This is a genomic window from Klebsiella sp. F11 (assembly GCF_056712265.1).
This window is the reverse complement of sequence record NZ_CM160060.1, coordinates 1433869-1456893: the sequence shown is the minus strand read 5'-3', so window position 1 is coordinate 1456893 and position 23025 is coordinate 1433869. Positions and strand designations below refer to the sequence as shown.

The following is a 23025-nucleotide window of genomic DNA, read 5'->3' as shown; positions in this document are numbered from 1 at the left end:
TATGGCTACCGTTACTGTTCATTGTCCTCGTTGCCATTCCGATTCTGTTTATCGCCATGGGCACAGCTGTTCCGGGCACGAGCGCTTTCGTTGCCGGTCATGTCGCCGCGTTTTTCAGCTGGCTTATACCTATGAAGCCAGAAAACCCGGTGTAAAAGAACAGATAGTTGAACTGGCACACAACGGTGCCGGCGTCCGCGATACCGCCAGAGTTCTTAAGGTCGGTATCAATACCGTCATACGGACATTAAAAAGCTCTCGCCGTCCCGGATAACCGCTTCTCCTGTCGCTCATGCCGATGTGGCACTCATCTGCGAGCTTGATGAGCAGTGGGGCTTTGTTGGCAGTAAAGCCCGGCAGCACTGGCTCTGGTATGCTTACAATACCAAAACGGGTGGCGTACTGGCTTATACTTTCGGCCCACGTACCGATGAGACATGTCGGGAACTGTTGGCCCTGTTGACGCCCTTTAGCATCGGCATGATTACCAGCGATAACTGGGGCAGTTATGCCAGAGAGGTGCCGAAGGAGATACATCTGACTGGTAAAATTTTCACACAGCGCATTGAGCGAAACAATCTGACGCTGCGAACCCGTATCAAGCGGCTGGCACGCAAAACAATATGTTTTTCACGTTCCATCGAATTGCACGAAAAGGTCATCGGTGCCTTCATCGAAAAGTACATGTTCTACTGATTGGAGGCATTACCGCTTATTTTTACCGCCGGCCGCTGGAAAAAGAAACCATGTAAATGCAACGATTACGTTATATAACATTAACTAATGCTTTAGCCGGGGCATTTTTACCCTCCCATCAATTGACCCCGCACCTTTCCTGTGCCTTAATACGCCTAACGCCCATGTTATGGGTATACTTCAAGGAACCTTTTGTGAGTCAGGCACCCAGTATGCGTAAACGCCATCGATTTAACCGTCGCATGACCCGTATCGTACTGCTTATCAGCTTTATCTTTTTCTTTGGACGCTTCGTCTACTCCTCTATCGGCGCCTGGTACCATCATCAGGACAAAAAAGAGTCGCAGCAATCCTCCGCACCGGCCGTCACGCCGACCCGAGAGTAGCCTGGCTGTAACGCAAGGCGCTCGCCGTATTCGATGCCCGATCAGTTGCCAGGGTGCCGCAGCAGGCGCAGCATTTCGGCGATCCCTTTACTGAGGATTTTATCCTGACGCATCACCACGCCCAGCCGGCGATGCAGGTACGGCGTCAGCGAGTGAACGCTTAGCCCGCGACGATCCTCCGAGTGCTCCACCGCCATGCGCGGCACAATGCTATAGCCCAGCCCCGCGCGTACCATGCGCTTGATCGCCTCGATGCTTCCGAGCTGCATCACCGGCGCAATCGTCAGGCCTGCGGCATCAAACCAGCCGTCAATCAGCGCCCGGGTACCGCTTCCCGCCTCAAAGGCTATTAGCGGCAGGGCGTGCAGAACGTCAGGCGTCAACCGCGACGGCAGCGCCTGGCCCTCGGCAAAAATAAACACAAACTCCTCATCGAGAACCGGAGTCACCGCCAGGTAACGCCCGTTTGCCGGCAGCGTCACCAGCCCAAGGTCGAGCCGGTTTTCCTCCACCGCCCGCACGATGTCGAGCGTATTTCCGGTGGTCACGCCCACCGTCAACAGCGGGTGGTTCTCGCGCAGCTGCTGCAGTATCGGCGGTAAAAGATGAATACAGGCCGTTGCCCCGGTACCGAGGGCGATGGCGCCGCTGACCTCATGGCTAAACTCGCCGACGGACCGCAGCGCCGCGCTGACCGCCTGCTCGATATGTTCGCCGTGAGCCAGCAGCGTCAGGCCGGCCGCCGTCGCCTTCACGCCTCGCCCGGTGCGCTCAAGCAGCCGGGTCTGGAGGAACTGCTCCAGCTGACGCACCTGCAAACTGACGGCGGGTTGCGACAGCCCCAGCACGTCGGCGGCGGCGGAAAAGCTCCCTCGCAGCACCACCAGCCGGAAGGTCGCCAGGTTTCCCAGATTCAGCGTCATCATCGCAAAGTTTCTCTTATAAGGGGCATAAACGGACGGGTCTGCCTGCACAATAGCCTGCGGGTTATGCTGCCGACAACCTTATAACTGAACAGAAGACCATGAAAGTTACCGAAAAATCGCACTCAGCCCCCGCCCTGCTCACCTTTGCTGCCGGATGCAACCAGCTTATCAACTGGGGCATTTCCTTTTATATGCCCGGCACCTTTGCCCGGTCCATCGCGCAGGATACCGGCTGGTCCGCGGCGCAAATCTATCTCGGTCTGACCCTTGCGATGCTGATGATGGCGATGGTCTCGCCCTTTGTTGCCCGCCTGCTGGCCCGCATCGGCGGCCAGCGCGTGGTGGTCTCCGGCACGCTGATAATCGCCGGCGGATGTTTAACTATGGCGAATGCGCATACTCTGCCAGTGTGGTTTAGCGCCTGGCTGCTGACCGGCGTCGGTATGCGCCTGGCGCTGTATGATGCGCTGTTCGCCGCGCTGGTCAACCTTTACGGGCAGCGCTCAAGAGTGACTCTCTCGCGGGTGACGCTGGCCGGCGGGTTAGCCTCCGCCGTTTTCTGGCCGCTTGGCGCCTGGCTGCTAACGACGATCGGCTGGCGACAGGCGCTGCAGGTCTACGCGCTGTTCGGCGTGCTCAGCGCGCTGCTGCTGTGCACAATGCCGAATACCCGGCTGCCGCTGACGCCGCGGCGTAAAGCCCCCCGGCCAGCCTCACGCCACGATCGACGCGCTGGCCTGCTGTATGCGGCGCTGATCGCGCTGGTGACCTTTGTCTCTAACGGCACCTCTACTCACCTGCCGGAATTTATCGCCAGCTACGGCCTGCCCGTGGCGACGGGGATGCTGTGGGGAGTCGGGCAAACCGGCGCCCGTTTTCTGGAGGTGGCTTCCGGTTCCGCATTAACGCCGCTCAGGCTGACGCTGCTAACAACTTTTCTGATGCCGCTGTGCTTTGCGCTCGGCCTGAGCGGCCCCTATTTAGCGGGGGCCGCCGCCGGGTTTGTGCTGGGATATGGCGCCATTAATGGCTTAACCACGGTATTCAAAGCCACGCTGCCGCTGCAGCTGTTTGCCGCGCAGGATTACGCCCGGCGCACCGGGATTTTGCTGATCCCCGCCCAGCTGCTGGCGGCCGCATCGCCGTTTGCCTACGCCTGGCTTAACCATCGGCTGGGCGTTGAGGGGAGCCTGGCGGTTTCTGCGCTGCTCGCGCTGGTCGTGGCCGCGCTGGCGCTGGCGATTGCCCTGCACCAGCGTCAGTTCCCGGCGGAGACGGTTAGCGACCGCGTCTGAATCAGGCCGTGAAGCCACCGTTGACGTCAATCACCGAGCCGGTGATGAACCCGGCATCCGGCCCGGCGAGGAAGGCAATCGTCGCGGCGACCTCCTCGACGGTGGCATAGCGTTGAATCGCGTGGGATGCCATCACCACCGGCGGCAGGTGGTCCAGCGCGCCGGCCGCCATGTCGGTATCCATGATGCCCGCCTGCACCACGTTAACGGTGATGTTGCGCGGCCCCAGATCGCGCGCCGCGCCCTTGCTGTAGCCCACCACGGCCGCTTTGCTGGCGGCATAGTCGGTGGTGCCGGGGAAACCGATGCGCGTGCCAAGGCCGGAGCCGACCGAAATAATCCGCCCGCCGTCCGGCAGTACCCGCGACGCCGCGCGGATGTTGGCGATCACGCCCAGCGTATTAATAACCCACTGTCGATCCATCGCCGCGTTATCGATATCGGGGGCATCGATCGTTTTGCCCTGCCACGCGACGGCCGCGTTATTGACGAGAATATCGAGTTGACCAAGCTTCTCCACCACTTCGCGCACCAAAGGCTCCGCGGCGGATGGATCCCCCTGGTCGGCCCTGATCGCCACGGCGCGTACGCCTTTCGCGATGAGTTTCTCCACAACGGCCTGCGCCTTATCGGCGGAAGCGACATAGGTGATGGCGATATCCGCCCCCTGCTCTGCCAGAACATCAGCGATCGCCGCGCCGAGACCGCGCGAACCGCCGGTGATGAGCGCGACTTTTCCTGCGAGTGTTTTATTCATTGCAAATTCCTGTAGGTTGGGTTGAAAGGGAAATTCCGCCTCACCACGGCAGCCGCTGGTCCTGGAAGAAGAAGCCGCCCGTTGGCCCCTCTTCACCGATGCAGGCATAGCGGATGACGGTACGAGCGCCGCTTTCGACGCTCATATCCGCGCGTTCGCCGCCCATGCTGGTTTGTAGCCAGCCGGGATGAACGGCGTTAATTTTGATTGCTGTCCCGCGCAGCTCTTCCGCAATCAGGATGGTGAAGGCATTGAGCGCGGCTTTGGACGTGTCGTACCCCAGCGCGCGAATCGGATAGACCGGCGAATGCGGATCGGATAAATGGGCAAGCGACCCGCGGATGCTCGATACGTTGACGACGCGTCCCGCCGCCGAGCGTCTCAGCAGCGGCAGCAGAGCCTGCGTCAGAAAAACGGGAGCGAAGAAGTTAGCCTCAAATGTGTCACGCACCGCGTCGGCTGGCGCCTCGCTCGGCGGGCGGGTCGCCGGCGTGCCGCCGTCGGGACTGTCCAGCAGAATACCGGCGTTATTAATCAGAATATCGAGCCGGCCATAAGCCCTGTCGATCTCCGCGCAGGCCGCCTGCCGATCCGCTTCGCGGGTCACGTCGAGCCAAAGCGCCGATGCTTTCCCGCCCTGGGCACGCAGCTCGTCCGCCACCTGTCGGGCTTTGCGCTCATCGCGGGCGCCAATAATAACGTGGGCGCCGAGCGCAGCAAGCTGGTGAACAATTTCCAGGCCAAGACCTCGCGCGCCGCCGGTCACCAGCGCGACCTTATCGTGGAGCGGAGCATGGGTATTCAGCATAATAACACTCCTTAAATACAATACCGTTCGATACAGTATCGAACGGTATTGTATTTGCCGCTGAGGTGTCAAGCGATTTATACTGAGCGGTATTGAAATCGGGGGGAGCGGAAATGGGACGTCACAGACAGTTCAACGAAAATGAGGCGCTGGCGGCGGCGCTCTCTGTCTTCTGGCAGAAAGGATACGAGGGCACCTCCCTCGAAGATCTCACGCGGGCCACCGGCGTAGCCCGTCCCGGCCTCTATGCGGCCTTCGGCAACAAGGAACAAATCTTCCTCAAGGCCCTCAATCTCTACGACGCCGCGTACATGGGATTTATGCGCGAGGCGCTGGATGAACCGACGTCCCGCGAGGTCGTGGCGCGGATCCTGCGAGAATCGGCCAGCGTCCAGACGGCAAGCGCCGACCATCCGGGCTGCCTGGGCATCAACGGCGCGCTGGCCTGTTCCGATGATGCGGAACCCATTCGCCGCGAGCTGATTCGTCGCCGCGCCGCAACCCAGCTGGCGCTAAGCGAACGCCTGGAGCGGGCTCGTCGGGAAGGCGATTTACCGCCATCGGCGGACGGCGCCACCCTGGCTTCCTTCGTCATGACGCTATCTCAGGGGATGGCCGTACAGGCCAAAGCCGGGGCCAGCAAGCAGATGCTTGAGGCGCTGGTCGAGCACGCGCTGGCGACGTGGCCCTCCGCAGCCCGCTAATCCCCTCGCCGTCAGCATGGGATGTCGGCATAAAAAAACCGCCTTAAGGCGGGATAATCTCTAAGCGGGTAAAAAGCCTCCGGGTCGGAGACAAAGAAGGGTAAGGAAAAAGCAAACGCAATGCGGATATCCTTATTTCGCATTGCGCGACAGGCAGGGCATGCTTACTTGTAAATATCGGCGGTACCGTAGAAGAGATTATTCCCGCCGGCGGCCACAATTCGGTAGCTGCTGGCCCCTGCGGCCTGCGCTTTTGCCGCCAGATTAGCGTCCAGTTCTGAAAGCGTGGTCGCGCCGCTGCTGTCAGAAATCGTACCGATACGGGTCATCCCCTGCGGCATGGTGGTTTCCACCGCCGCAAAGCTGGATGCGGAAACAGAACCAAGAATCAGTGCAGCCAGAATCATTTTTACGTTTTTCATATGTCACCTCAATAAGAGCCTATCCCAATAGGATTTTGTTCCAGACAATGATGCCGCAGGCAAAATGCAACATGGCCTCGTAATTTTCGGCCTTCTTTTCCCATCGGGTCAGAACCCGGCGAAAGCGATTCATCCAGCTATGAGTCCTCTCGACAACCCAGCGATGGGCTTTGAAGTCGGTGTTTTTACCTGCATCAGACTCCTCTTTACGGGACTGGATATGCGGCTCGTAGCGGCGGCTCTGTAGATACGTTTTCAGCCAGCCAGCTTCGTAACCTTTGTCCAGGCAGAGTCTGAGTTTTTGCCCCGGACGCCCCGTCTGAAGTGCATCGAGCGTATCTGCAACCAGTTTGATATCGTGCGTGTTCGCTGCTGCAACAACCAGCGACAGAGGAAGCCCGTTGGCGTCTGTCAGCAGGCTACGCTTTACGCCTTGTTTCCCTCTGTCCGTGGGATTACGGCCTGTTTTTTTGTTCCTGACAATGGCGATTTGGTCATACAGCCGTCCATCGACAGCCAGGACCAGTCAATGCCGTCCAGATGTTCGCAGGCAAGCAAACCGTTCTGCCAGAAGCGTTCGAAGACTCCCGCATCGCGCCATTCCTGGAAGCGTCGGTGTGCAGAACTCGATGAACATATCCCGGTGGCGTTCAGGGCGTTCCACTGGCAACCGGTCCTGAGGACGAAGAATATGGCATCCATGGCAGCACGGTTATCAACGCGTCTACGATGAGTCCCCAGTGGGTGGCTGGTTTTATGCTCCGGGATGAGTGGAGCCATTTTTTCCCATAGTTCGTCGCTGATCTGCCACTTGCTACCCGCCATACATTCCCCCTCAGAAATTACCGTAACGTATTATACGATAATTCCTTTTGGGATAGGCTCTAAGTGTAATTAACCATGGGCAGAGAGCGTTAAAACGTTTCGCTGCCCGATGACTGAATTACACCACCGCAATGTATCGGTAACATATCGACAATAGGGTGAAAGTGTACCGGGGTTTCGCTGTCCCGCCTTTATATACACTGCGATACATTTCAGCGCCCGCTGCCCGGCAGGGTCACCGTCACTCGCAATCCGCCCTGCCGACGATTGGCGAGCGTCAATTCACCGCCCAGCGAGGCCACCAGCTGCTGGGCAATCGCTAAGCCCAGCCCGGTACCGCCGGTGGCGCGATTACGCGAATTTTCCACCCGATAAAACGGCTGCATTACCGCATACATCTCCGCCGGCGGAATCCCCGGACCGCGATCGAGAACCTCAATGGTGATGGTGTCAGCGTCCTGGCTCACCGCCACCTCCGCGCTACCGGCAAACTTGAGCGCATTATCGATCAGATTACTCAGCGTTCGCCGCAGCGCATGGGGTTTGGTGCTCAGCGAGCCGTTTAATTTCCCCCGCAAGACCACCTGCTGACCGGTGTCCTGATAATCGCACACCAGACTATCGATAAAGGCGTGCGGCTGAATGCGGCAGGGCTTTTCGCTGCTGCTTTCGCTGGTACGCGCATAGGCCACCCCTTCGCGCACCAGCAGCGTCATCTCCTCAAGATCCTGTAAGAGTCGGGATTTGATTTCGGTATCATCCATCATTTCTGAGCGCAGCCGAATGCGGGTGATTGGCGTTTGCAAATCATGAGAGATCGCCGCCAGGATCTGCATGCGCTCTTTCAGGTAAGTCGTAATACGCTCCTGCATAGCGTTAAAAGCCCGCGCGGCGTTACGCACCTCAACCGGCCCCTCTTCCGACATCTGTACGGTTTCGCCCGGATCGGGATGCAGCGTTTCGGCCGCGCGGGTCAGCACCGTCAGCGGACGTACCGCGCTGCGCACCGCCAGCCAGGCGGAACCCAGCAGCAGAATGAACTGCCCGATCAGTACAATCGGCAGCCAGCGGGCAAACGGCATATTGCGCGGCCGCAGAGCGATGGTTAACGGGCTGCCATCGCTCAGGCGTAGATGCGCCATCATCTGCCCGGGGCTCACCGGATCCACGCTAAAGCTCAGCGGATAGCGCCCGCCCAGCACCCGGGTCAGGGCGGCCGCCGTATCCTGCAGGCGTTTGCTCTGTACGGGCTTGCCCGACGGGCTGGCGTGTAAAAGATAGTGATGGTTACTGCGATCGAGACGCGCGGTCCACGCGGCACGCTCCGCCACCGGCAGACGGTCAAGGATGGCGATGCTGGTGGCAACGTCATACTCCAGATTGTCCATCATCATCGCCTTCGTGCTCTGAGAACGCTCCAGCAACAGCAGCCCCAGCGTTAAACCATTCGCCAGCAGCAAACCCAGCAGCAAGATCAGCATCAGGCGCGATGCCAGACGTTTGGGCCACCATTGTGCCAGGAGTTTCACTCTCTGGCCTCGCGCAGCTCCACCGGCATGGCAAAGACGTAGCCTTCGCTGCGCACCGTTTTAATATAAGAAGGTTCGCGGGCGACGTCGTTGAGACGCTGGCGCAAGCGGCTTACCAGTAAATCAATCGAGCGTTCGAACAACTCGGCATCGCGGCCCTGGGTGAGATTCAGCAGCTGATCGCGATTTAATACGCGCTGCGGATGGTCCACGAAAACCCGCAACAGGCGATACTCCGCCCCGCTAAGCGCCACCATCACCCCCTCTTTATCGATCAGATTGCGCGAGGTGGTGTCCAGCTCCCAGTCGCCAAACGCCAGAATACGCGCGGCTTCAGAGATCACCAGATTCGGCGGCATCATCCGCGTGCGCCGCAGCACCGCTTTGATTCGCGCCAGCAGTTCACGGGCGACAAAGGGTTTGACCAGATAATCATCCGCCCCCATTTCAAGGCCAATGATACGATCAGTGTCTTCACTGCGCGCCGTTAACATCAGTACCGGCGTGCCTTTATGCTTGCTGCTGCGTAGCTCACGGCACAGGGTCAGGCCATCGTCACCCGGCATCATCACGTCGAGGACAATCAGATCGACCGGCGTGGTTTCCAGGAAGCTGCGCATTTGCCGCCCGTCCGCGGCCTCGGTGGTACGCAGACCGTTTTTCTTCAGGTAATCGGCTATCAGGCTACGAATTTCACGATCGTCATCAACAATCAAAATATGATCGACATGTTCCACGGCGCACTTCCTCTTCTCAGGCATGATCTCACGGCGGCCAGTTTATCGCAGTTGTTACGCAAAAGTGTCGGGCTTTGTACCGTACTGTATCCAGCGCGGGGGCCGCTTTCGGGCCGCAGCCTGTCGCCATCAGGTCCGCTGGGTCGTTTTGCCTGAAACATTCCGTCATCCCGCTACATACAAATACAAAATCCCCCACGGTAAGAAACAGTCCTGATACATCGCTTTGCTTATATAGGCGCCATGACAGGCCCATCCGGTCCTGATTGATTCGCTAAAGGGTGTGCTATGAACCGTATTGTTCGCTATTTCCTTATTGCTAACGGCCTGCTGCTGAGCCAGAGCGCAGGCGCTCATGAACATCACGCCGCTGACGCTACCGCGCTTACGCAGGAACAGGGGTTCTGGAAAGAGAATGCGCAGGCGATGGATACTATGATGTCGAAAATGGCGATTGAGCCGACGGGCAACATCGACGAGGACTTCGTTGCCATGATGACGCCCCACCACCAGGGCGCGATGGATATGGCCGTGGCCGAACTGCGTTACGGCAAAAACGAACAGCTAAAACGCATTGTCCAGGAAATCATTGTCACCCAGCAGCAAGAGATCGTCGCCATGCACCAGGCGCTGGGCAAACCGCTTCCTCCTGCTGTACCCGCCCCCGATCAAATCCAGCCTGCTGCTCCGCAGGGGAAATAAGCCACCTTGAGTGGTCACGATAATACTCGACAGTTAAAGGGATACCCATTATGACAAGAACATTCGTACGCTCGGCGCTGGCGGCAACGGTGGCGCTGGCGTCCTCATTCGCCTCGGCAGGGCAAGCGCCCTATGCGGCCTCTGCGGCAGATATCGGCGTGAGCCATCGCGACCGCGTTTATGCCGCAGAACAGTTCTCCAATACCGTATCGGTCACCGATCCGGCCAGCAACACCCTGCTCGGGGTGATTAAACTAGGCGATGCGCAGCCCGCCAACCTCAGCCCGCTGTACAAAGGTCAGGTGCTGGTGCATGGTTTAGGCTTCTCTCCGGATGGCAAGACGCTTGCCGTGGTCTCCATTGGCTCGAACTCCGTCAGCCTGATTGATACCGCAACCAACGCGGTGAAGCACGTGACCTACGTCGGGCGTTCGCCACACGAGGCCTTCTTTACCCCGGACGGCAAAGAAATCTGGGTGACCGTGCGCGGTGAAGATTACGTTGCCGTGCTGGACGGCGCCAGCGGCGAAGAGAAAACGCGGATTAAGGTCCCCGGCGGCCCGGGGATGCAGATTTTCTCCTCGGATGGCCAGTACGGCTATGTCTGCTCCTCTTTCAACCCACAAATCGTGGTGGTGGATGTTAAGCAGCATAAAATTGTCGGCAGCATTCAACAGGCCAGCCCGTTCTGCCCGAATATTGCGGCAACCCCGGACGGCAAGCAGGTATGGTTCACCTTAAAAGACGTTGGCAAAGTGCAGGTGTTCGATGCGCATCCGCCGTTTAGCCTGCTCAAAACGATCGACAGCGGCCCGATTACCAACCACGTCAACATTGTGCATAACGCCAAAGGGACCTTCGCCTACGTCACCATCGGCGGTCTGAATAAGGTGAACGTGTACCGTACCGATGACTTCAGCCAGGTCGCCACCATTGCGGTGGGCAACCTGCCGCACGGCGTCTGGCCATCAGGCGACGGTAGCCGCGTCTATGTCGGCCTGGAAAACGCCGATGCGCTGACCGCCATTGATACGCTGACGAATAAAGTCATTGCCACCGTTCCTATCGGCCAGGCGCCGCAGGCGGTGGTGTATGTGCCCAATGCCGTACCGCAGGGCGACGGCAAGCAGAATCTGGTTCCTCTCGGCCTCGCCGGCAAAGCCGCGCATTTGGCGCTGAAAAACGTAAATGCCGCCGTAGGAGCACAGCCGGCAACGACGCTGTCGCTGTTCGATCAGGGGCTAACCCAGATCCTGCAGGCGTCGGCCACCGGCCTCGAACCGAAGCAGGCCTATCTGCTGGCGCTCTCGCCGGATGCGGCAGGTAAAGGCCAGCTGGAACCGCTGGCGCAGTTTATGACTAACCCGGCCGGGGCGGCAATCGTCAACGCCGTTGGCCCTATCCGCCAGGTGGTTGATAGCCGCCACGCCGATGAACGCCGCTACCTGGTGATAGTGAAAGGCACCGCTGGGCAGCACGGCAAACCGGTACAGGTCCAGGTCCAGGTGCGCTAATACTTTCCCCGTCCGCACCGTTAGCCAGATTCACGGTGTGAATCTGGCTTTTTTATCGCCGCAAGCAGCGCCGGCTATTTCACTCTGCGCGCATCCGTTAACTGCCGCCATACCTCGTTCGATACCCGCGCCAGCTCCGCTTTGTCTTCCTCCGCGGATAGCGCATAGCCAAAACCGCGATCGATCCAGTAAAACACGCTGATATTTCCCTGCCGGGCAAACTGAAAAGCCGTGTTCCCCTGCGGCTCCATGCGGTGTGCGGTCCTTTCATCGGAGACATACAGGGTCTGCCGCTGCGGTCCTGGTACATAAACTGCGCCACCGGCCCGCTGCCGCCGGGCAGCAGCCTGCGTGGCGAACGTTGCGCAGGCTGAGGCTGTAGCGCGGCGGCGGCGAGTCATCGAGAATGGGATCTTAGAGAGTAGCAGGGACAAGCTATTTGGTTCTTAACATGGTCCACTCCTGAAGAGGTCAGAGAAAGGCCCGCAGCGAGCCGTCATCATGCAGACGTACGGGCGTTGAATTTTATTCCCGCTCGCGCAGCTTTTTTATCAATTGACCCCAATACCCGCTTTCCGGCGAAAGGCAACGGCCGTCTCCCGGCCTGCCCACAATAAAAAACCCGCATGCGAACGGCACCCGTTGAGTAAGGTGCCGTTCGCATGCGGGCTTATCGATATTTCGTCGAATTATCCGCCGTAACCGCAGCGGAATGCTTTTCGCCTGAAGGTCAGCGCGGCAGGAAAGCGGCATCTGCCCTCATGGTTGAAAAATGTGCGATTACGCCTGGCGGCCGGCTTCAGCCATCCAAAGTTCGGCATCGGCGCCAGCGGGAATAAGCAGCGGCGCAGAGGCGTCGGTCGCCGCTCGCCAGACCGCCTCTGCCACATCGCCGGCATGAGTCACCGGGCCCGGGTCCTCCAGGACGCTTTTGATAAACTGCTGCAGCATCGGGGCGTAGTCTGGCTCCTCCATGCCGCGCACGTGGGGACGGGCATTGTCGCCGAAGCGGGTTTCAGGCGAACGGCCGGGCAAAACGATATGTACGCGAACGCCGAAGGGCGCCATCTCCACCGCCAGAGACTCGGTGAAGGCATTGACGGCCGCCTTGCTTGCCCGGTAAATCCCGACGATCGGCAATGCTTTGACCGTTACCGTAGACGTCACGTTAATGACCACGCCGGCCCGGCGCTGGCGCATTTGCGGCACGAAGGCCTGAACCATTGCCAACGTACCAATGGTGTTGGTCTGAAACAGGGCATGGACGGTTTCCGCAGCGGTAAGCTCAACCGGCGCCGGCGCGCCGAAACCGGCATTGTTGACCAGGACGTCGACGGGTCCCGCCGCCGCCAGCGCCTGCGCGATACTGGTCGGATCGGTGATATCCAACGCCAGCACCCGCAGCCGTTCAGAGGACGGGAGCACCTCTTCGGACGGCGTACGCATCGTTGCAATCACCTCCCAACCCCTGGCAAGGAACAGCTTTGCGGTTTCCAGACCGAAGCCGGATGAACAACCGGTAATCAATATCGTAGGCATAAGCATCTCCATTAAACGTTGACGCTCTTATAGTAGTCGCCAAAAATTGGACGTAATATAGCTTACAGTCGTCATTACTTTAGAGAGAGTCTCGATCATGACTCCCGATCCGCTTGCCCAGATCGTTACGCTGCTGCAGCCTGCCGCCCGTTTTTCCAAGCTGGTGGAGTGCGCCGGCTCGTGGCGGATCCATCGTGAGGCGACAGGCGAACCCCTCTATTGCGTGATTCTTGCAGGCAGCTGCCGCGTCACCTTCGCCGGGAACCAACCATTCATCCTCCGTGCGGGCGACTTTATTCTCGCCCCGGCAATGCAGGATCTGGTCAACGACAGCCTCGATGCGCCGGACGATATGCCCTTCACTTCGCCCGTGCGGATCAACGAGGGACATTTTCGCGTTGGCCGCCAGCAGGGTTCTGCCGATCTGCGCATGCTTATCGGCCACTGCAGCTTCGCCGCGTCGGATGCGGCGCTGCTGGTCTCGCTGCTGCCGGACGTGGTGGTGGTACGCGATCGCCCCCGGCTGACCACGCTGATACAGCTGATTGACGAAGAAACGCGAGAGCGGCGATCGGCAAAAGAGCTCGTGCTGGAGCGACTTCTTGAGGTACTACTGATCGAGGTCTTGCGATCCGGCACGGAGACCACATCCGTTCCAGGCCTGGGACGCGGCCTGGCTGACGAGCGTCTCGCGATCGCGCTGCGTTGTATGCATACTCAACCTGAATACTCCTGGACGGTTGCCGAGCTGGCCACCAAAGCCGCCCTCTCCCGCTCGGCCTTCTTTGCCAGATTCAGCCGCATCGTCGGCCTGCCGCCGATGGAATATTTACTGGCCTGGCGCATGGCGCTGGCGAAGCAGCTGTTGCGGGGCCGGAAACTGAGTATCGATCGGCTGGCCGTTCAGGTGGGTTATCGGTCGGCGAGCAGCTTTAGCATCGCGTTCACCCGATATGTCGGTATGCCTCCTGCCCGATATGCGCGCTCTGTAGCTCCGCCGCCGTCTGCGCTTTTGCAGGATGGGGAGCAGGATAACCCCGATCCGCTCGGCGATCGGCCGTTCAGCTAACTCCGGCCTGTTGCACGCCATTTCCCGACCGCTAGCCCATATTCCACAGCCCGCGGAGCCCGGATTTGCCGCCGGAGGGGGATTTTCTATACTTCAGGGACGCAGCAGATTTGGAGCCAACGAATCTCCGACGATAAATTGGGCTAACAGATTAAGCGAGATATGACCATGCACAGCACCAATTACCGGAATACGCTGATTACCGTGGCGGATGATTGTCCGGCGACGACGGCCACGCCGCCGACGAAAGAGGGCACGATCGCCGAACGGCAGTTCGCCAGGCTTTCAGCCGAGCCATACGCCATGACGTCAGATGAGCTGCTTCTCGCGGTCGAGAACGATCGCAAAGGCCCGGTGACGGCGGAAGCGTTCTTCGCCAGGCCGCAGGCCTGCCTGCGCGCTTCTCCCCTGGTGAAGAAATACGGCTATGGTCTGCATCACAACCGGGAGGGCCGGGTCACGCTGGTCGCGGTAGAGAGCGAAGCCTACGCGCGGCTGCTGGCCGATCCGGACGTTGAGAAACGCCCGGGAATGCGTAGCGCGCGGAAGGGATAGCCGGAAAAGGCCGGACACAAAAACAAAAAAGCCCGCAGTTACGCGGGCTTAGAGATGTTATGGATCTAACGTGCAGGCGGTTGCCGGGCGTTAAATCATTCCCACTCAATCGTCGCCGGCGGCTTACCGCTGATGTCATAGACTACGCGGGAAATACCGTTCACTTCGTTGATGATGCGGTTGGAGACGCGGCCGAGGAAGTCGTACGGCAGGTGCGCCCAGTGGGCGGTCATAAAGTCGATGGTTTCTACCGCACGCAGGGAAACAACCCAGTCGTATTTGCGGCCGTCGCCCATCACGCCGACGGAACGAACCGGCAGGAACACGGTGAACGCCTGGCTGACTTTGTTATACAGGTCGGCTTTATGCAGCTCTTCGATGAAGATCGCGTCCGCGCGACGCAGCAGGTCGCAGTACTCTTTCTTCACTTCGCCCAGCACGCGTACGCCGAGGCCCGGACCCGGGAACGGGTGACGGTACAGCATATCGTACGGCAGACCCAGCTCGAGGCCGATTTTACGCACTTCGTCTTTGAACAGCTCTTTCAGCGGCTCAACGAGGCCCATCTTCATCTCTTTCGGCAGGCCGCCGACGTTGTGGTGAGATTTGATAACGTGCGCTTTACCGGTAGCAGAGGCCGCCGATTCGATCACGTCAGGGTAGATCGTCCCCTGCGCCAGCCACTTAACGTCTTCCAGCTTCAGCGCTTCTTCGTCGAACAGCTCAACGAATACGCGGCCGATAATTTTACGTTTCGCTTCCGGGTCGTTCTCACCGGCCAGCTCGCCGAGGAAGCGATCTTCCGCGGCAACGTGAACAATGTTCAGGCCAAAGCGGTCGCCGAACATATCCATCACCTGCTCGGCTTCGTTCAGGCGCAGCAGGCCGTTATCAACGAACACGCAGGTCAGGTTTTTGCCGATCGCCCGGTGCAGCAGCATGGCGGTAACGGAAGAGTCGACGCCGCCGGACAGGCCGAGGATCACTTTGTCGTCGCCAACCTGCTGACGAATGCGCTCAATGGCATCATCAATAATCTTAGCCGGCGTCCACAGCGCTTCACACTGGCAGATATCGCGCACGAAGCGCTCCAGCATGCGCAGGCCCTGACGGGTGTGGGTCACCTCCGGGTGGAACTGCACGCCGTAGAAGCGTTTTTCTTCATTCGCCATAATGGCGAACGGGCAGGTCTCGGTGCTGGCAACGGTCACGAAGTCAGACGGGATGGCGGTGACTTTATCGCCGTGGCTCATCCAGACGTCGAGCAGCGCTTTGCCGTCGGCGCTCAGGGAATCTTCGATGCCGCGGATCAGCGCGCTGTCGGTTTGTACTTCAACCTGCGCGTAGCCGAACTCGCGCTCGCTGGAGGCCTCAACGTGGCCGCCCAGCTGCATTGCCATGGTCTGCATGCCGTAGCAGACGCCGAATACCGGCACGCCGGCTTCGAAAACGTATTCCGGCGCGCGCGGGCTGTTGTCTTCAGTGGTGCTTTCCGGGCCGCCGGAAAGAATGATGCCGCTGGGGTTGAATTCACGGATCTGAGCTTCAGTCACGTCCCAGGCCCACAGTTCGCAGTAAACGCCTAATTCACGTACGCGACGCGCAACCAGCTGAGTGTACTGAGAACCAAAGTCGAGGATAAGAATGCGATGTTTATGAATGTTGTCCGTCATTGACGTTTATTCCAGAGCAGTAGCAATTAAATAAAATCGCCCGGCGCATGGCCGGGCGATGAAAATCAGGAGCCCATGCGGTAGTTCGGGGATTCCTTGGTGATCGTCACGTCGTGAACGTGGCTTTCCTGGATGCCCGCGCCGCTGATACGCACGAATTCCGCTTTGGTGCGCAGGGTGTCGATGGTACCACAGCCGGTCAGGCCCATACAGGAACGCAGGCCGCCCATCTGCTGGTGAATGATCTCTTTCAGGCGGCCTTTATAGGCTACGCGACCTTCGATACCTTCCGGTACCAGCTTGTCGGCGGCGTTATCGCTCTGGAAGTAGCGGTCGGAGGAGCCTTTGGACATCGCGCCCAGGGAGCCCATACCGCGGTAGGATTTGTATGAACGGCCCTGGTAAAGCTCAATTTCGCCCGGGGACTCTTCGGTACCCGCCAGCATCGAGCCCACCATTACCGCCGCAGCGCCCGCGGCAATCGCTTTAGCGATATCGCCGGAGAAGCGGATGCCGCCGTCGGCGATAACCGGGATCCCGGTGCCTTCCAGCGCTTCAACCGCATCGGAAACGGCGGTAATCTGCGGAACGCCTACGCCGGTGACGATACGCGTGGTGCAGATAGAGCCAGGGCCGATCCCGACCTTCACCGCGCTCACGCCGGCTTCAGCCAGCGCGCGCGCGCCGGCGCCGGTCGCCACGTTGCCACCGATGATTTGCAGGTTCGGGTATTTTGCCCGCGTTTCGCGAATGCGCTGCAGCACGCCTTCAGAGTGGCCGTGGGAGGAGTCGATCAGCAGAACGTCAACGCCTGCGGCAACCAGCGCATCAACGCGCTCTTCGTTACCGGCGCCGGCGCCAACCGCCGCGCCTACGCGCAGGCGACCGTGCTCATCTTTACAGGCGTTCGGCTTACGTTCCGCTTTCTGGAAATCTTTAACGGTGATCATGCCGATCAGGTGGAAGCTCTCGTCCACTACCAGCGCTTTCTCAACGCGCTTCTCGTGCATTTTAGCAAATACGACTTCGCGGCTTTCGCCTTCGCGCACGGTCACCAGACGCTCTTTCGGCGTCATATAAACGCTCACGGCCTGGTTTAAGTCGGTGACGAAACGCACGTCGCGGCCGGTGATAATCCCGACCAGCTCGTTACCTTCGGTGACTACCGGATAGCCGGCAAAGCCGTTGCGTTCGGTTAACTCTTTCACTTCGCGCAGGGTGGTGGTTGGCAGAACGGTCTGCGGGTCAGACACCACGCCGGATTCATGCTTCTTCACGCGGCGAACTTCTTCCGCCTGGCGCTCGATGGACATGTTTTTATGAATAAAGCCGATGCCGCCTTCCTGTGCGAGGGCAATTGCCAGACGCGCTTCCGTTACGGTATCCATCGCTGCGGAGAGCATTGGAATATTCAGACGAATGGTTTTCGTCAGCTGGGTGCTGAGATCGGCGGTATTCGGCAGAACGGTAGAGTGAGCGGGAACGAGGAGAACGTCGTCAAACGTCAGAGCTTCTTTAGCGATACGTAGCATGGGCAATATCTCGACCAGGGTGGATAAATATTGCCGTGGCATTATACAGAGCGTAACCGATTGCATCTACCCTTTTTTGCAAATAATACTTGCTATCGCCCCGCGGCAGGTTACTATCGACTGATTAACCTGCTGATTTAAAGTTTGATCTTGCTCACATGTTGCCATCTCAATCCCCCGCAATTTTTACGGTCAGCCGCCTGAACCAGACGGTCCGCCTGCTGCTGGAACAGGAAATGGGCCAGGTCTGGATCAGCGGCGAAATCTCTAATTTCAGCCAGCCCTCTTCCGGCCACTGGTACTTCACCCTCAAAGACGATAATGCCCAGGTGCGCTGTGCGATGTTCCGCAACAGCAACCGCCGCGTCACCTTTCGTCCGCAGCACGGGCAGCAGGTGCTGGTGCGCGCCAATATCACGCTGTATGAGCCGCGCGGCGACTATCAGATCATCGTCGAGAGCATGCAGCCCGCCGGTGAAGGGCTGCTGCAGCAGAAGTACGAACAGCTGAAAGCGCAGCTGGCGGCAGAAGGCCTGTTCGACCAGCAGCACAAGCAGGCGCTCCCCTCCCCGGCCCGCTGCGTGGGGGTGATTACCTCTAAAACCGGCGCCGCGCTGCACGATATTTTGCAGGTCCTCAAACGCCGGGATCCCTCTCTGCCGGTGATTATTTATCCGACGGCGGTGCAGGGTGATGACGCGCCGGGACAGATCGTTCGCGCCATAGAATTAGCCAACCTGCGCCAGGAGTGCGACGTGCTGATCGTCGGCCGCGGCGGCGGTTCGCTGGAAGATTTATGGAGCTTTAACGATGAGCGGGTGGTGCGGGCGATTTTTGCCAGCCGCATTCCGGTGGTTAGCGCCGTCGGCCATGAAACCGACGTGACGATTGCCGATTTTGTCGCCGACCTGCGGGCGCCGACGCCCTCTGCGGCGGCCGAGATCGTCAGCCGCAATCAGCAGGAGCTGCTGCGCCAGCTGCGCTCCGGGCAGCAGCGTCTGGAAATGGCGATGGACTATTTCCTCGCGAACCGCCATCGCCGGTTTACCCAGCTTTTCCACCGTTTGCAGCAGCAGCATCCGCAGCTGCGTCTGGCGCGTCAACAGACGGCGCTTGAGCGGCTGCGCCAGCGGATGCGTCTGGCCCTCGATACGCAGATGAAGCGCGCCGATCAGCGCCAGCAGCGCGCCCTGCAGCGCCTGAGCGCGCACAATCCGCAGCCGCGTATTCACCGCAGCCAGTCGCGTATCCAGCAGCTGGAGTATCGTCTCGCCGAGAGCATTCGCGCGCGCCTGAGCGAACAGCGCGAGCGTTTCGGCAACACGGTGACCCATCTGGAAGCCGTCAGCCCGCTGGCGACCCTCGCCCGCGGCTATAGCGTCACCTCCGCCAGCGACGGAAGCGTCCTGAAACAAACCAGGCAGGTGAAGGCGGGCGATCTGCTGACCACCCGCTTAAATGACGGCTGGGTCGAAAGCGAAGTGAAAACCATCACGCCCGTTAAAAAAGCGCGCGCGAAGAATAAATAGCTACTCCTGGTCAGGCAGCGCGAACTCAACGCGCTTCTTCGAAATCAACCCGTGCCCGTGCTGGCAAAAATAGTCGATCGCCCCGCAGGCTTTTAAAACCTCCAGCGGCCGGTGACATTCGGGACAACGCGCTTCTACGGCAAAGTCTTGTTCACAGCGGCCGCAGCGCGCGCGGCCGCCCTGCAGCTCCAGCGGCGTGTGGCAAAGGGGGCAGGCAAGTTCCATGGTAATTCCTTACGCAGTTTTCGTCTGCCCAGTTTACCACGACCGCCGTTCAGTGCGGACCGCGCAATTGCTGCTGCAGCAGCGCCGCGAGTGCATGAATGCCTTTATCCGGAATCACCCCGTGCGGCGCGCGGGCTGGCAGATATAAAAAACCCGCCAGCGGCGGGTTTATGTTTTATTTGCTTTTCTTGATGTGCTTAATCAAACGTTTACGCTTACGCATCTGGTTCGGCGTTAGGGTATTGCGTTTGTTGGCAAACGGGTTCTCGCCCTCTTTGAACTGGATACGGATCGGCGTACCCATAACTTCCAGCGATTTGCGGAAGTAGTTCATCAGATAGCGTTTGTAGGAATCCGGCAGGTCTTTGACCTGGTTGCCGTGGATCACCACGATCGGCGGGTTATAGCCACCGGCGTGGGCATATTTCAGCTTCACGCGACGGCCGCGTACCAGCGGCGGCTGATGGTCTTCCGCCGCCATGGTCATAATACGTGTCAGCATCGCCGTGCCCACGCGACGGGTCGCGCTGTCATAGGCTTCGCGTACCGATTCAAACAGGTTGCCGACGCCGCTGCCGTGCAGCGCGGAGATAAAGTGCACGCGGGCGAAATCGATAAAGCCCAGACGGAAGTCGAGGGTCTCTTTCACCTGCTCTTTGACTTCCTGGCTCAGGCCGTCCCACTTGTTGATGACAATCACCAGCGAGCGGCCGCTGTTGAGGATAAAGCCCAGCAGGGAGAGATCCTGATCGGAAATACCTTCCCGCGCATCGATAACCAGCAGCACCACGTTGGCGTCTTCGATCGCCTGCAGCGTTTTGATAACCGAGAACTTTTCCACCACATCGGTAATTTTACCGCGCTTACGTACGCCCGCGGTATCAATCAGCACGTATTCGCGCTCGTCGCGCTGCATCGGAATGTAAATGCTATCGCGGGTGGTGCCCGGCATGTCGTAAACCACGACGCGATCTTCGCCGAGAATGCGGTTGGTCAGCGTTGACTTACCGACGTTCGGACGACCAACGATGGCCAGCTTAATCGGCAGATCCTGCGGATTAAAGTCATCCACCGGCTCTTCCGGCGCTTCGCCGTTCTGCTCGGCTTCAAACTGCGCCCAGTAGGCGGCATCTTCGTCGACTTCTTCCGACGGGTCGATCTCTTCCGCCCACGGCAGCAGCACGTGCTCCAGCAGGCTGGTCACGCCGCGGCCGTGCGAGGCGGCGATCGGGTGGATATCACCGAGGCCCAGCGTCCAGAAGTCGGCAATGGCCTGATCGGCATCGATGCCGTCGGTTTTGTTCGCCACCAGGAAAATCGGCTTTTCACGAGAACGGAGGTGCTTAGCGATTGCGCTATCCGCAGGCATCAGGCCCGCGCGCGCGTCGACCATAAACAGCACCACGTCCGCTTCTTCAATCGCCAGCAGCGACTGTTCAGCCATGCGCGTTTCAACGCCGTCTTCCGTGCCATCGATACCGCCGGTATCGATACAGATAAATTCACGGCCTTCAACTTCAGCACGACCGTACTTACGGTCACGAGTCAGCCCCGGAAAATCCGCGACCAGCGCATCACGAGTGCGAGTCAAGCGGTTGAAGAGCGTGGATTTTCCAACGTTAGGGCGCCCGACAAGCGCGACCACAGGTATCATGTTAAATGCCTCATACAAATTACTATGCAGCGCCGTTTTTCACGACGCTTTTAAAAACAGGAAAACGGCCCCTGTATACCAGGGGCCGTTTCTCAATCCTGACTACCGCGTAACTTAGCGCGTAATCGAGTACAGCGTGCCGTCCGTTGCCTGAATAAGCAGGCGACCGTCGGCGACGATCGGGTCAGTACGGAAGCCGGAGCTGTCGACCTTCTGCTGAGCGACAAAGTGCCCATCTTCCGGGTTCACCCAGTGCATATAGCCTTCGCTATCGCCAACAACCAGATTACCATTATACAACACCGGAGCGGTCAGCAGGCGGTGCAGCAAATCGCTCTGCGTCCACAGCGTCACGCCGCCTTCGGTGGTCAGAGCCAGCAGGCGATCGTTCTGATCGACCAGGTAGATACGATTGCCGTCAACGATGAAGTCGTTCACCGAGCCGAGCTCGCGTTTCCACATGATCTGACCGCTGCGCAGATCCAGCGCGGTCAGGTTGCCGTTGTAGGCCAGGGTATACACCACGCCGTTGACGATAACCGGCGTGGTATCAACGTCGTTCAGACGGTCGATTTCCGTTGGCCCGGTGGCCTGAGAGATGCGCTGCTGCCAGATGATTTGGCCCTGCTGCATCAGTACCGCGCTAACGCGACCGTTGTCGCCGCCAACGATAGCCGCGCCGTAGGCGGTCGCCGGGGCGGATTCACCGCGCAGAGAGAGCGCCGGCATATCCAGGTTAACGGTCCACTTCACCGCACCATCGGCTTCGTTCAGCGCCTGCAGCTGGCCGTTGCTGGTGTGAACCAGCACCATGCCGTCGCTGACGACCGGACGAGAAATCGCTTCACCCGCTACGCGGGTCTGCCATGCCACGGTACCGTCGCTGGTATTCAGGGCAAACAGCTGCGCTTTTTCGCTGCCGATATAGACGTGGCCGCCGGAGACGGTGACGCCGCCGGAGAGCAGCGCAGGCGCGCGGGAGAACCAGCCGTCTTTCTCGGCCAGATTCACCGACCACACCTCTTTCCCGTCGTCGGCGCTCAGCGCCTTAACGGTGCCTTTACGGTCGGCGGCGTAGACGACGCCGTCGGCAAAGGCCGGATGGAGGTTAGAGTAAAATTCGCCGATACCATCGCCAACAGAGGTGCTCCAGGACGTGGACGGCGTAAACTGATTTTCCACCGTCGGCAGCGGCGACATTTTCACCACATCTTCTTCGCTATTAAACAGCGAACAACCGCTCAATAAGGTAACGGAAAGCAGCCCTGGCAAAAGTAATTTACGCAATTGCATCGAGTCCCTCTCAGATGGACAAATTATTTATTTTCATACGCATCATTTCGCTGAGCGCCGGTGAAGCATCGCTTTTCACGCCCGCTTCCCACGCCGCGCGAGCGCCCTGCTTGTCGCCTTTATCCAGCAGAATCTCACCGCGGAGATCGGCAACAATCGCGGTCCAGCCTTCGCCTTTAATCCCCTCAAGGGTTTTCAGCGCCGCGTCAGGATTTTTCAGCTGCAGCTGCACGCGAGCAAGACGCATATTGATAACCGACTTCAGATTGTCATCCGGCGCGGCGGCTAAGCCCTGCTGGAGCTGCTTTTCAGCGTTCTGCAGATCGTTTTTCTCAACAAAGCGCTGCGCCAGCTCCAGAGAAGCAAACGCCCCGTAGGCATTTTTGCTGTCAGCGGCGAACTTTTGCGCCGAATTCAGCGCTTCAGGCTTGTCCGATTTAAGCGCGGAAATGGCGTTTTCGTAGGCTAAAGAGGCGTCTCTGGCCGTATCCTGCTGGTGAGCGCTCCAGTAGCGCCAGCCAACCAGCGCGCCAATCCCTAAAATCACCCCAACGGCCAGCGCTTTGCCATTTTCGGCAAAGAAACGCTTGAGCGCGTCGATCTGATCGTTTTCGTTGTTATACGTTTCCACGCAGTCCTTCTCCTGACTAATGAT

The 23025-nt window shown here is 59.2% G+C and carries 24 protein-coding genes; 9 read left to right on the top strand and 15 right to left on the bottom strand.

The genetic code is table 11. From position 1 onward, the window contains the following. Nucleotide 1 precedes the first annotated feature (1 nt). Nucleotides 2-696 (top strand): IS1 family transposase gene (locus tag AC1M2H_RS07255; protein ID WP_480147781.1). Its coding sequence is split into 2 segments (ribosomal slippage): nucleotides 2-248 and nucleotides 248-696, totalling 696 coding nucleotides; the frame shifts between segments, so codons are not numbered across the junction. Nucleotides 697-908: 212 nt separating this feature from the next. Then, on the top strand, nucleotides 909-1082 hold the full coding sequence (locus AC1M2H_RS07250; protein WP_480151865.1) for a YfgG family protein: 174 nt from the start codon (nucleotides 909-911) through the stop codon (nucleotides 1080-1082). 41 nt (nucleotides 1083-1123) lie between these two features. Here AC1M2H_RS07250 and AC1M2H_RS07245 read toward each other — a convergent pair whose 3' ends face one another. Continuing rightward, nucleotides 1124-2008, bottom strand: a complete 885-nt coding sequence (locus AC1M2H_RS07245) for a LysR family transcriptional regulator (RefSeq protein WP_480150850.1) — start codon at nucleotides 2006-2008, stop codon at nucleotides 1124-1126. 98 nt (nucleotides 2009-2106) lie between these two features. Here AC1M2H_RS07245 and AC1M2H_RS07240 point away from each other — a divergent pair, with 98 nt between their 5' ends. Then, on the top strand, nucleotides 2107-3303 hold the full coding sequence (locus AC1M2H_RS07240; RefSeq protein ID WP_480150849.1) for an MFS transporter: 1197 nt from the start codon (nucleotides 2107-2109) through the stop codon (nucleotides 3301-3303). A gap of 1 nt (nucleotide 3304) precedes the next feature. Here AC1M2H_RS07240 and AC1M2H_RS07235 read toward each other — a convergent pair whose 3' ends face one another. Together AC1M2H_RS07235 and AC1M2H_RS07230 are read right to left on the bottom strand one after the other, a co-directional pair. Next, nucleotides 3305-4060 carry an SDR family NAD(P)-dependent oxidoreductase gene (locus AC1M2H_RS07235; protein ID WP_480150848.1) on the bottom strand — a complete coding sequence of 252 codons (756 nt, stop codon included), beginning with the start codon at nucleotides 4058-4060 and terminating at the stop codon, nucleotides 3305-3307. Between the two features lie 40 nt (nucleotides 4061-4100). After that, the gene (locus AC1M2H_RS07230) at nucleotides 4101-4868 is read right to left on the bottom strand and encodes an SDR family oxidoreductase (protein WP_480150847.1); all 768 of its coding nucleotides are present in this window, start codon (nucleotides 4866-4868) and stop codon (nucleotides 4101-4103) included. A 113-nt stretch (nucleotides 4869-4981) separates the two neighbouring features. Here AC1M2H_RS07230 and AC1M2H_RS07225 point away from each other — a divergent pair, with 113 nt between their 5' ends. Then, nucleotides 4982-5572: a TetR/AcrR family transcriptional regulator gene (locus tag AC1M2H_RS07225; protein ID WP_480150846.1), complete on the top strand. Its 591-nt coding sequence runs from the start codon at nucleotides 4982-4984 to the stop codon at nucleotides 5570-5572. Nucleotides 5573-5736: 164 nt separating this feature from the next. Here the strand turns inward: AC1M2H_RS07225 and bhsA are convergent, their stop codons facing one another. From bhsA to AC1M2H_RS07205, 4 genes are all read right to left on the bottom strand, one after another. After that, a complete protein-coding gene (gene bhsA / locus AC1M2H_RS07220) occupies nucleotides 5737-5994 on the bottom strand; it encodes a multiple stress resistance protein BhsA (RefSeq protein WP_480150845.1) in 258 nt (85 codons plus the stop codon). A 19-nt stretch (nucleotides 5995-6013) separates the two neighbouring features. Further along, a protein-coding gene (locus AC1M2H_RS07215; protein WP_480147878.1) for an IS5 family transposase occupies nucleotides 6014-6819 on the bottom strand; the annotation gives its coding sequence in 2 pieces (ribosomal slippage) (nucleotides 6014-6466 and nucleotides 6469-6819; 804 coding nt in all). Nucleotides 6820-7031: 212 nt separating this feature from the next. Beyond that, the gene (locus tag AC1M2H_RS07210; RefSeq protein WP_480150844.1) at nucleotides 7032-8348 is read right to left on the bottom strand and encodes an ATP-binding protein; all 1317 of its coding nucleotides are present in this window, start codon (nucleotides 8346-8348) and stop codon (nucleotides 7032-7034) included. Next, nucleotides 8345-9085 (bottom strand): response regulator, encoded by a 741-nt coding sequence (locus AC1M2H_RS07205; protein ID WP_241723081.1) that lies wholly within the window; start codon nucleotides 9083-9085, stop codon nucleotides 8345-8347. The genes AC1M2H_RS07210 and AC1M2H_RS07205 overlap by 4 nt, the downstream gene beginning before the upstream one ends. A gap of 288 nt (nucleotides 9086-9373) precedes the next feature. Here AC1M2H_RS07205 and AC1M2H_RS07200 point away from each other — a divergent pair, with 288 nt between their 5' ends. Continuing rightward, complete coding sequence (locus tag AC1M2H_RS07200; protein ID WP_480150843.1) at nucleotides 9374-9787, top strand: DUF305 domain-containing protein; 414 nt, start codon at nucleotides 9374-9376, stop codon at nucleotides 9785-9787. A gap of 50 nt (nucleotides 9788-9837) precedes the next feature. Then, nucleotides 9838-11301 carry a YncE family protein gene (locus AC1M2H_RS07195; RefSeq protein WP_480150842.1) on the top strand — a complete coding sequence of 488 codons (1464 nt, stop codon included), beginning with the start codon at nucleotides 9838-9840 and terminating at the stop codon, nucleotides 11299-11301. 74 nt (nucleotides 11302-11375) lie between these two features. On the opposite strand, the gene AC1M2H_RS07190 is transcribed toward AC1M2H_RS07195, so the two are convergent. Together AC1M2H_RS07190 and AC1M2H_RS07185 are read right to left on the bottom strand one after the other, a co-directional pair. Then, entirely contained in the window at nucleotides 11376-11552 is a 177-nt protein-coding gene (locus tag AC1M2H_RS07190) for a hypothetical protein (RefSeq protein ID WP_480150841.1), read from the bottom strand. A gap of 529 nt (nucleotides 11553-12081) precedes the next feature. Next, the gene (locus tag AC1M2H_RS07185; protein ID WP_480150840.1) at nucleotides 12082-12840 is read right to left on the bottom strand and encodes an SDR family oxidoreductase; all 759 of its coding nucleotides are present in this window, start codon (nucleotides 12838-12840) and stop codon (nucleotides 12082-12084) included. 97 nt (nucleotides 12841-12937) lie between these two features. Between AC1M2H_RS07185 and AC1M2H_RS07180 the strand changes: the two genes are divergently transcribed. Both AC1M2H_RS07180 and AC1M2H_RS07175 read left to right on the top strand, forming a co-directional pair. Continuing rightward, nucleotides 12938-13909: an AraC family transcriptional regulator gene (locus tag AC1M2H_RS07180; RefSeq protein WP_480150839.1), complete on the top strand. Its 972-nt coding sequence runs from the start codon at nucleotides 12938-12940 to the stop codon at nucleotides 13907-13909. A gap of 168 nt (nucleotides 13910-14077) precedes the next feature. Then, nucleotides 14078-14464: a DUF6157 family protein gene (locus AC1M2H_RS07175; protein ID WP_480150838.1), complete on the top strand. Its 387-nt coding sequence runs from the start codon at nucleotides 14078-14080 to the stop codon at nucleotides 14462-14464. Nucleotides 14465-14559: 95 nt separating this feature from the next. On the opposite strand, the gene guaA is transcribed toward AC1M2H_RS07175, so the two are convergent. Together guaA and guaB are read right to left on the bottom strand one after the other, a co-directional pair. After that, nucleotides 14560-16137, bottom strand: coding sequence for a glutamine-hydrolyzing GMP synthase (guaA, locus tag AC1M2H_RS07170; protein ID WP_480150837.1), 1578 nt, complete (start codon nucleotides 16135-16137; stop codon nucleotides 14560-14562). 65 nt (nucleotides 16138-16202) lie between these two features. Then, the gene (guaB, locus tag AC1M2H_RS07165; protein WP_480150836.1) at nucleotides 16203-17669 is read right to left on the bottom strand and encodes an IMP dehydrogenase; all 1467 of its coding nucleotides are present in this window, start codon (nucleotides 17667-17669) and stop codon (nucleotides 16203-16205) included. A gap of 158 nt (nucleotides 17670-17827) precedes the next feature. On the opposite strand from guaB, the gene xseA reads away from it, so the two are divergent. Next, nucleotides 17828-19198 (top strand): exodeoxyribonuclease VII large subunit, encoded by a 1371-nt coding sequence (xseA, locus tag AC1M2H_RS07160; RefSeq protein WP_480150835.1) that lies wholly within the window; start codon nucleotides 17828-17830, stop codon nucleotides 19196-19198. Here the strand turns inward: xseA and AC1M2H_RS07155 are convergent, their stop codons facing one another. The 4 genes from AC1M2H_RS07155 to AC1M2H_RS07140 form a co-directional block, all read right to left on the bottom strand. Further along, nucleotides 19199-19423, bottom strand: a complete 225-nt coding sequence (locus AC1M2H_RS07155; protein WP_480150834.1) for a zinc ribbon domain-containing protein — start codon at nucleotides 19421-19423, stop codon at nucleotides 19199-19201. It lies immediately after the preceding gene. Between the two features lie 175 nt (nucleotides 19424-19598). After that, on the bottom strand, nucleotides 19599-21077 hold the full coding sequence (gene der / locus AC1M2H_RS07150) for a ribosome biogenesis GTPase Der (protein WP_480150833.1): 1479 nt from the start codon (nucleotides 21075-21077) through the stop codon (nucleotides 19599-19601). 114 nt (nucleotides 21078-21191) lie between these two features. Further along, on the bottom strand, nucleotides 21192-22370 hold the full coding sequence (bamB, locus tag AC1M2H_RS07145) for an outer membrane protein assembly factor BamB (RefSeq protein ID WP_464415211.1): 1179 nt from the start codon (nucleotides 22368-22370) through the stop codon (nucleotides 21192-21194). Between the two features lie 10 nt (nucleotides 22371-22380). Further along, a complete protein-coding gene (locus AC1M2H_RS07140) occupies nucleotides 22381-23001 on the bottom strand; it encodes a YfgM family protein (RefSeq protein ID WP_480150832.1) in 621 nt (206 codons plus the stop codon). Nucleotides 23002-23025: the final 24 nt, after the last annotated feature.

Coding starts and splice junctions, on each gene's coding strand:
- AC1M2H_RS07250 (WP_480151865.1), top strand. CDS start 909: ATGCGTAAACGCCATCGATTTAACCGTCGCATGACCCGTATCGTACTG.
- AC1M2H_RS07245 (WP_480150850.1), bottom strand. CDS start 2,008: ATGATGACGCTGAATCTGGGAAACCTGGCGACCTTCCGGCTGGTGGTG.
- AC1M2H_RS07240 (WP_480150849.1), top strand. CDS start 2,107: ATGAAAGTTACCGAAAAATCGCACTCAGCCCCCGCCCTGCTCACCTTT.
- AC1M2H_RS07235 (WP_480150848.1), bottom strand. CDS start 4,060: ATGAATAAAACACTCGCAGGAAAAGTCGCGCTCATCACCGGCGGTTCG.
- AC1M2H_RS07230 (WP_480150847.1), bottom strand. CDS start 4,868: ATGCTGAATACCCATGCTCCGCTCCACGATAAGGTCGCGCTGGTGACC.
- AC1M2H_RS07225 (WP_480150846.1), top strand. CDS start 4,982: ATGGGACGTCACAGACAGTTCAACGAAAATGAGGCGCTGGCGGCGGCG.
- bhsA (WP_480150845.1), bottom strand. CDS start 5,994: ATGAAAAACGTAAAAATGATTCTGGCTGCACTGATTCTTGGTTCTGTT.
- AC1M2H_RS07200 (WP_480150843.1), top strand. CDS start 9,374: ATGAACCGTATTGTTCGCTATTTCCTTATTGCTAACGGCCTGCTGCTG.
- AC1M2H_RS07195 (WP_480150842.1), top strand. CDS start 9,838: ATGACAAGAACATTCGTACGCTCGGCGCTGGCGGCAACGGTGGCGCTG.
- AC1M2H_RS07190 (WP_480150841.1), bottom strand. CDS start 11,552: ATGGAGCCGCAGGGGAACACGGCTTTTCAGTTTGCCCGGCAGGGAAAT.
- AC1M2H_RS07185 (WP_480150840.1), bottom strand. CDS start 12,840: ATGCCTACGATATTGATTACCGGTTGTTCATCCGGCTTCGGTCTGGAA.
- AC1M2H_RS07180 (WP_480150839.1), top strand. CDS start 12,938: ATGACTCCCGATCCGCTTGCCCAGATCGTTACGCTGCTGCAGCCTGCC.
- AC1M2H_RS07175 (WP_480150838.1), top strand. CDS start 14,078: ATGCACAGCACCAATTACCGGAATACGCTGATTACCGTGGCGGATGAT.
- guaA (WP_480150837.1), bottom strand. CDS start 16,137: ATGACGGACAACATTCATAAACATCGCATTCTTATCCTCGACTTTGGT.
- guaB (WP_480150836.1), bottom strand. CDS start 17,669: ATGCTACGTATCGCTAAAGAAGCTCTGACGTTTGACGACGTTCTCCTC.
- xseA (WP_480150835.1), top strand. CDS start 17,828: ATGTTGCCATCTCAATCCCCCGCAATTTTTACGGTCAGCCGCCTGAAC.
- AC1M2H_RS07155 (WP_480150834.1), bottom strand. CDS start 19,423: ATGGAACTTGCCTGCCCCCTTTGCCACACGCCGCTGGAGCTGCAGGGC.
- der (WP_480150833.1), bottom strand. CDS start 21,077: ATGATACCTGTGGTCGCGCTTGTCGGGCGCCCTAACGTTGGAAAATCC.
- bamB (WP_464415211.1), bottom strand. CDS start 22,370: ATGCAATTGCGTAAATTACTTTTGCCAGGGCTGCTTTCCGTTACCTTA.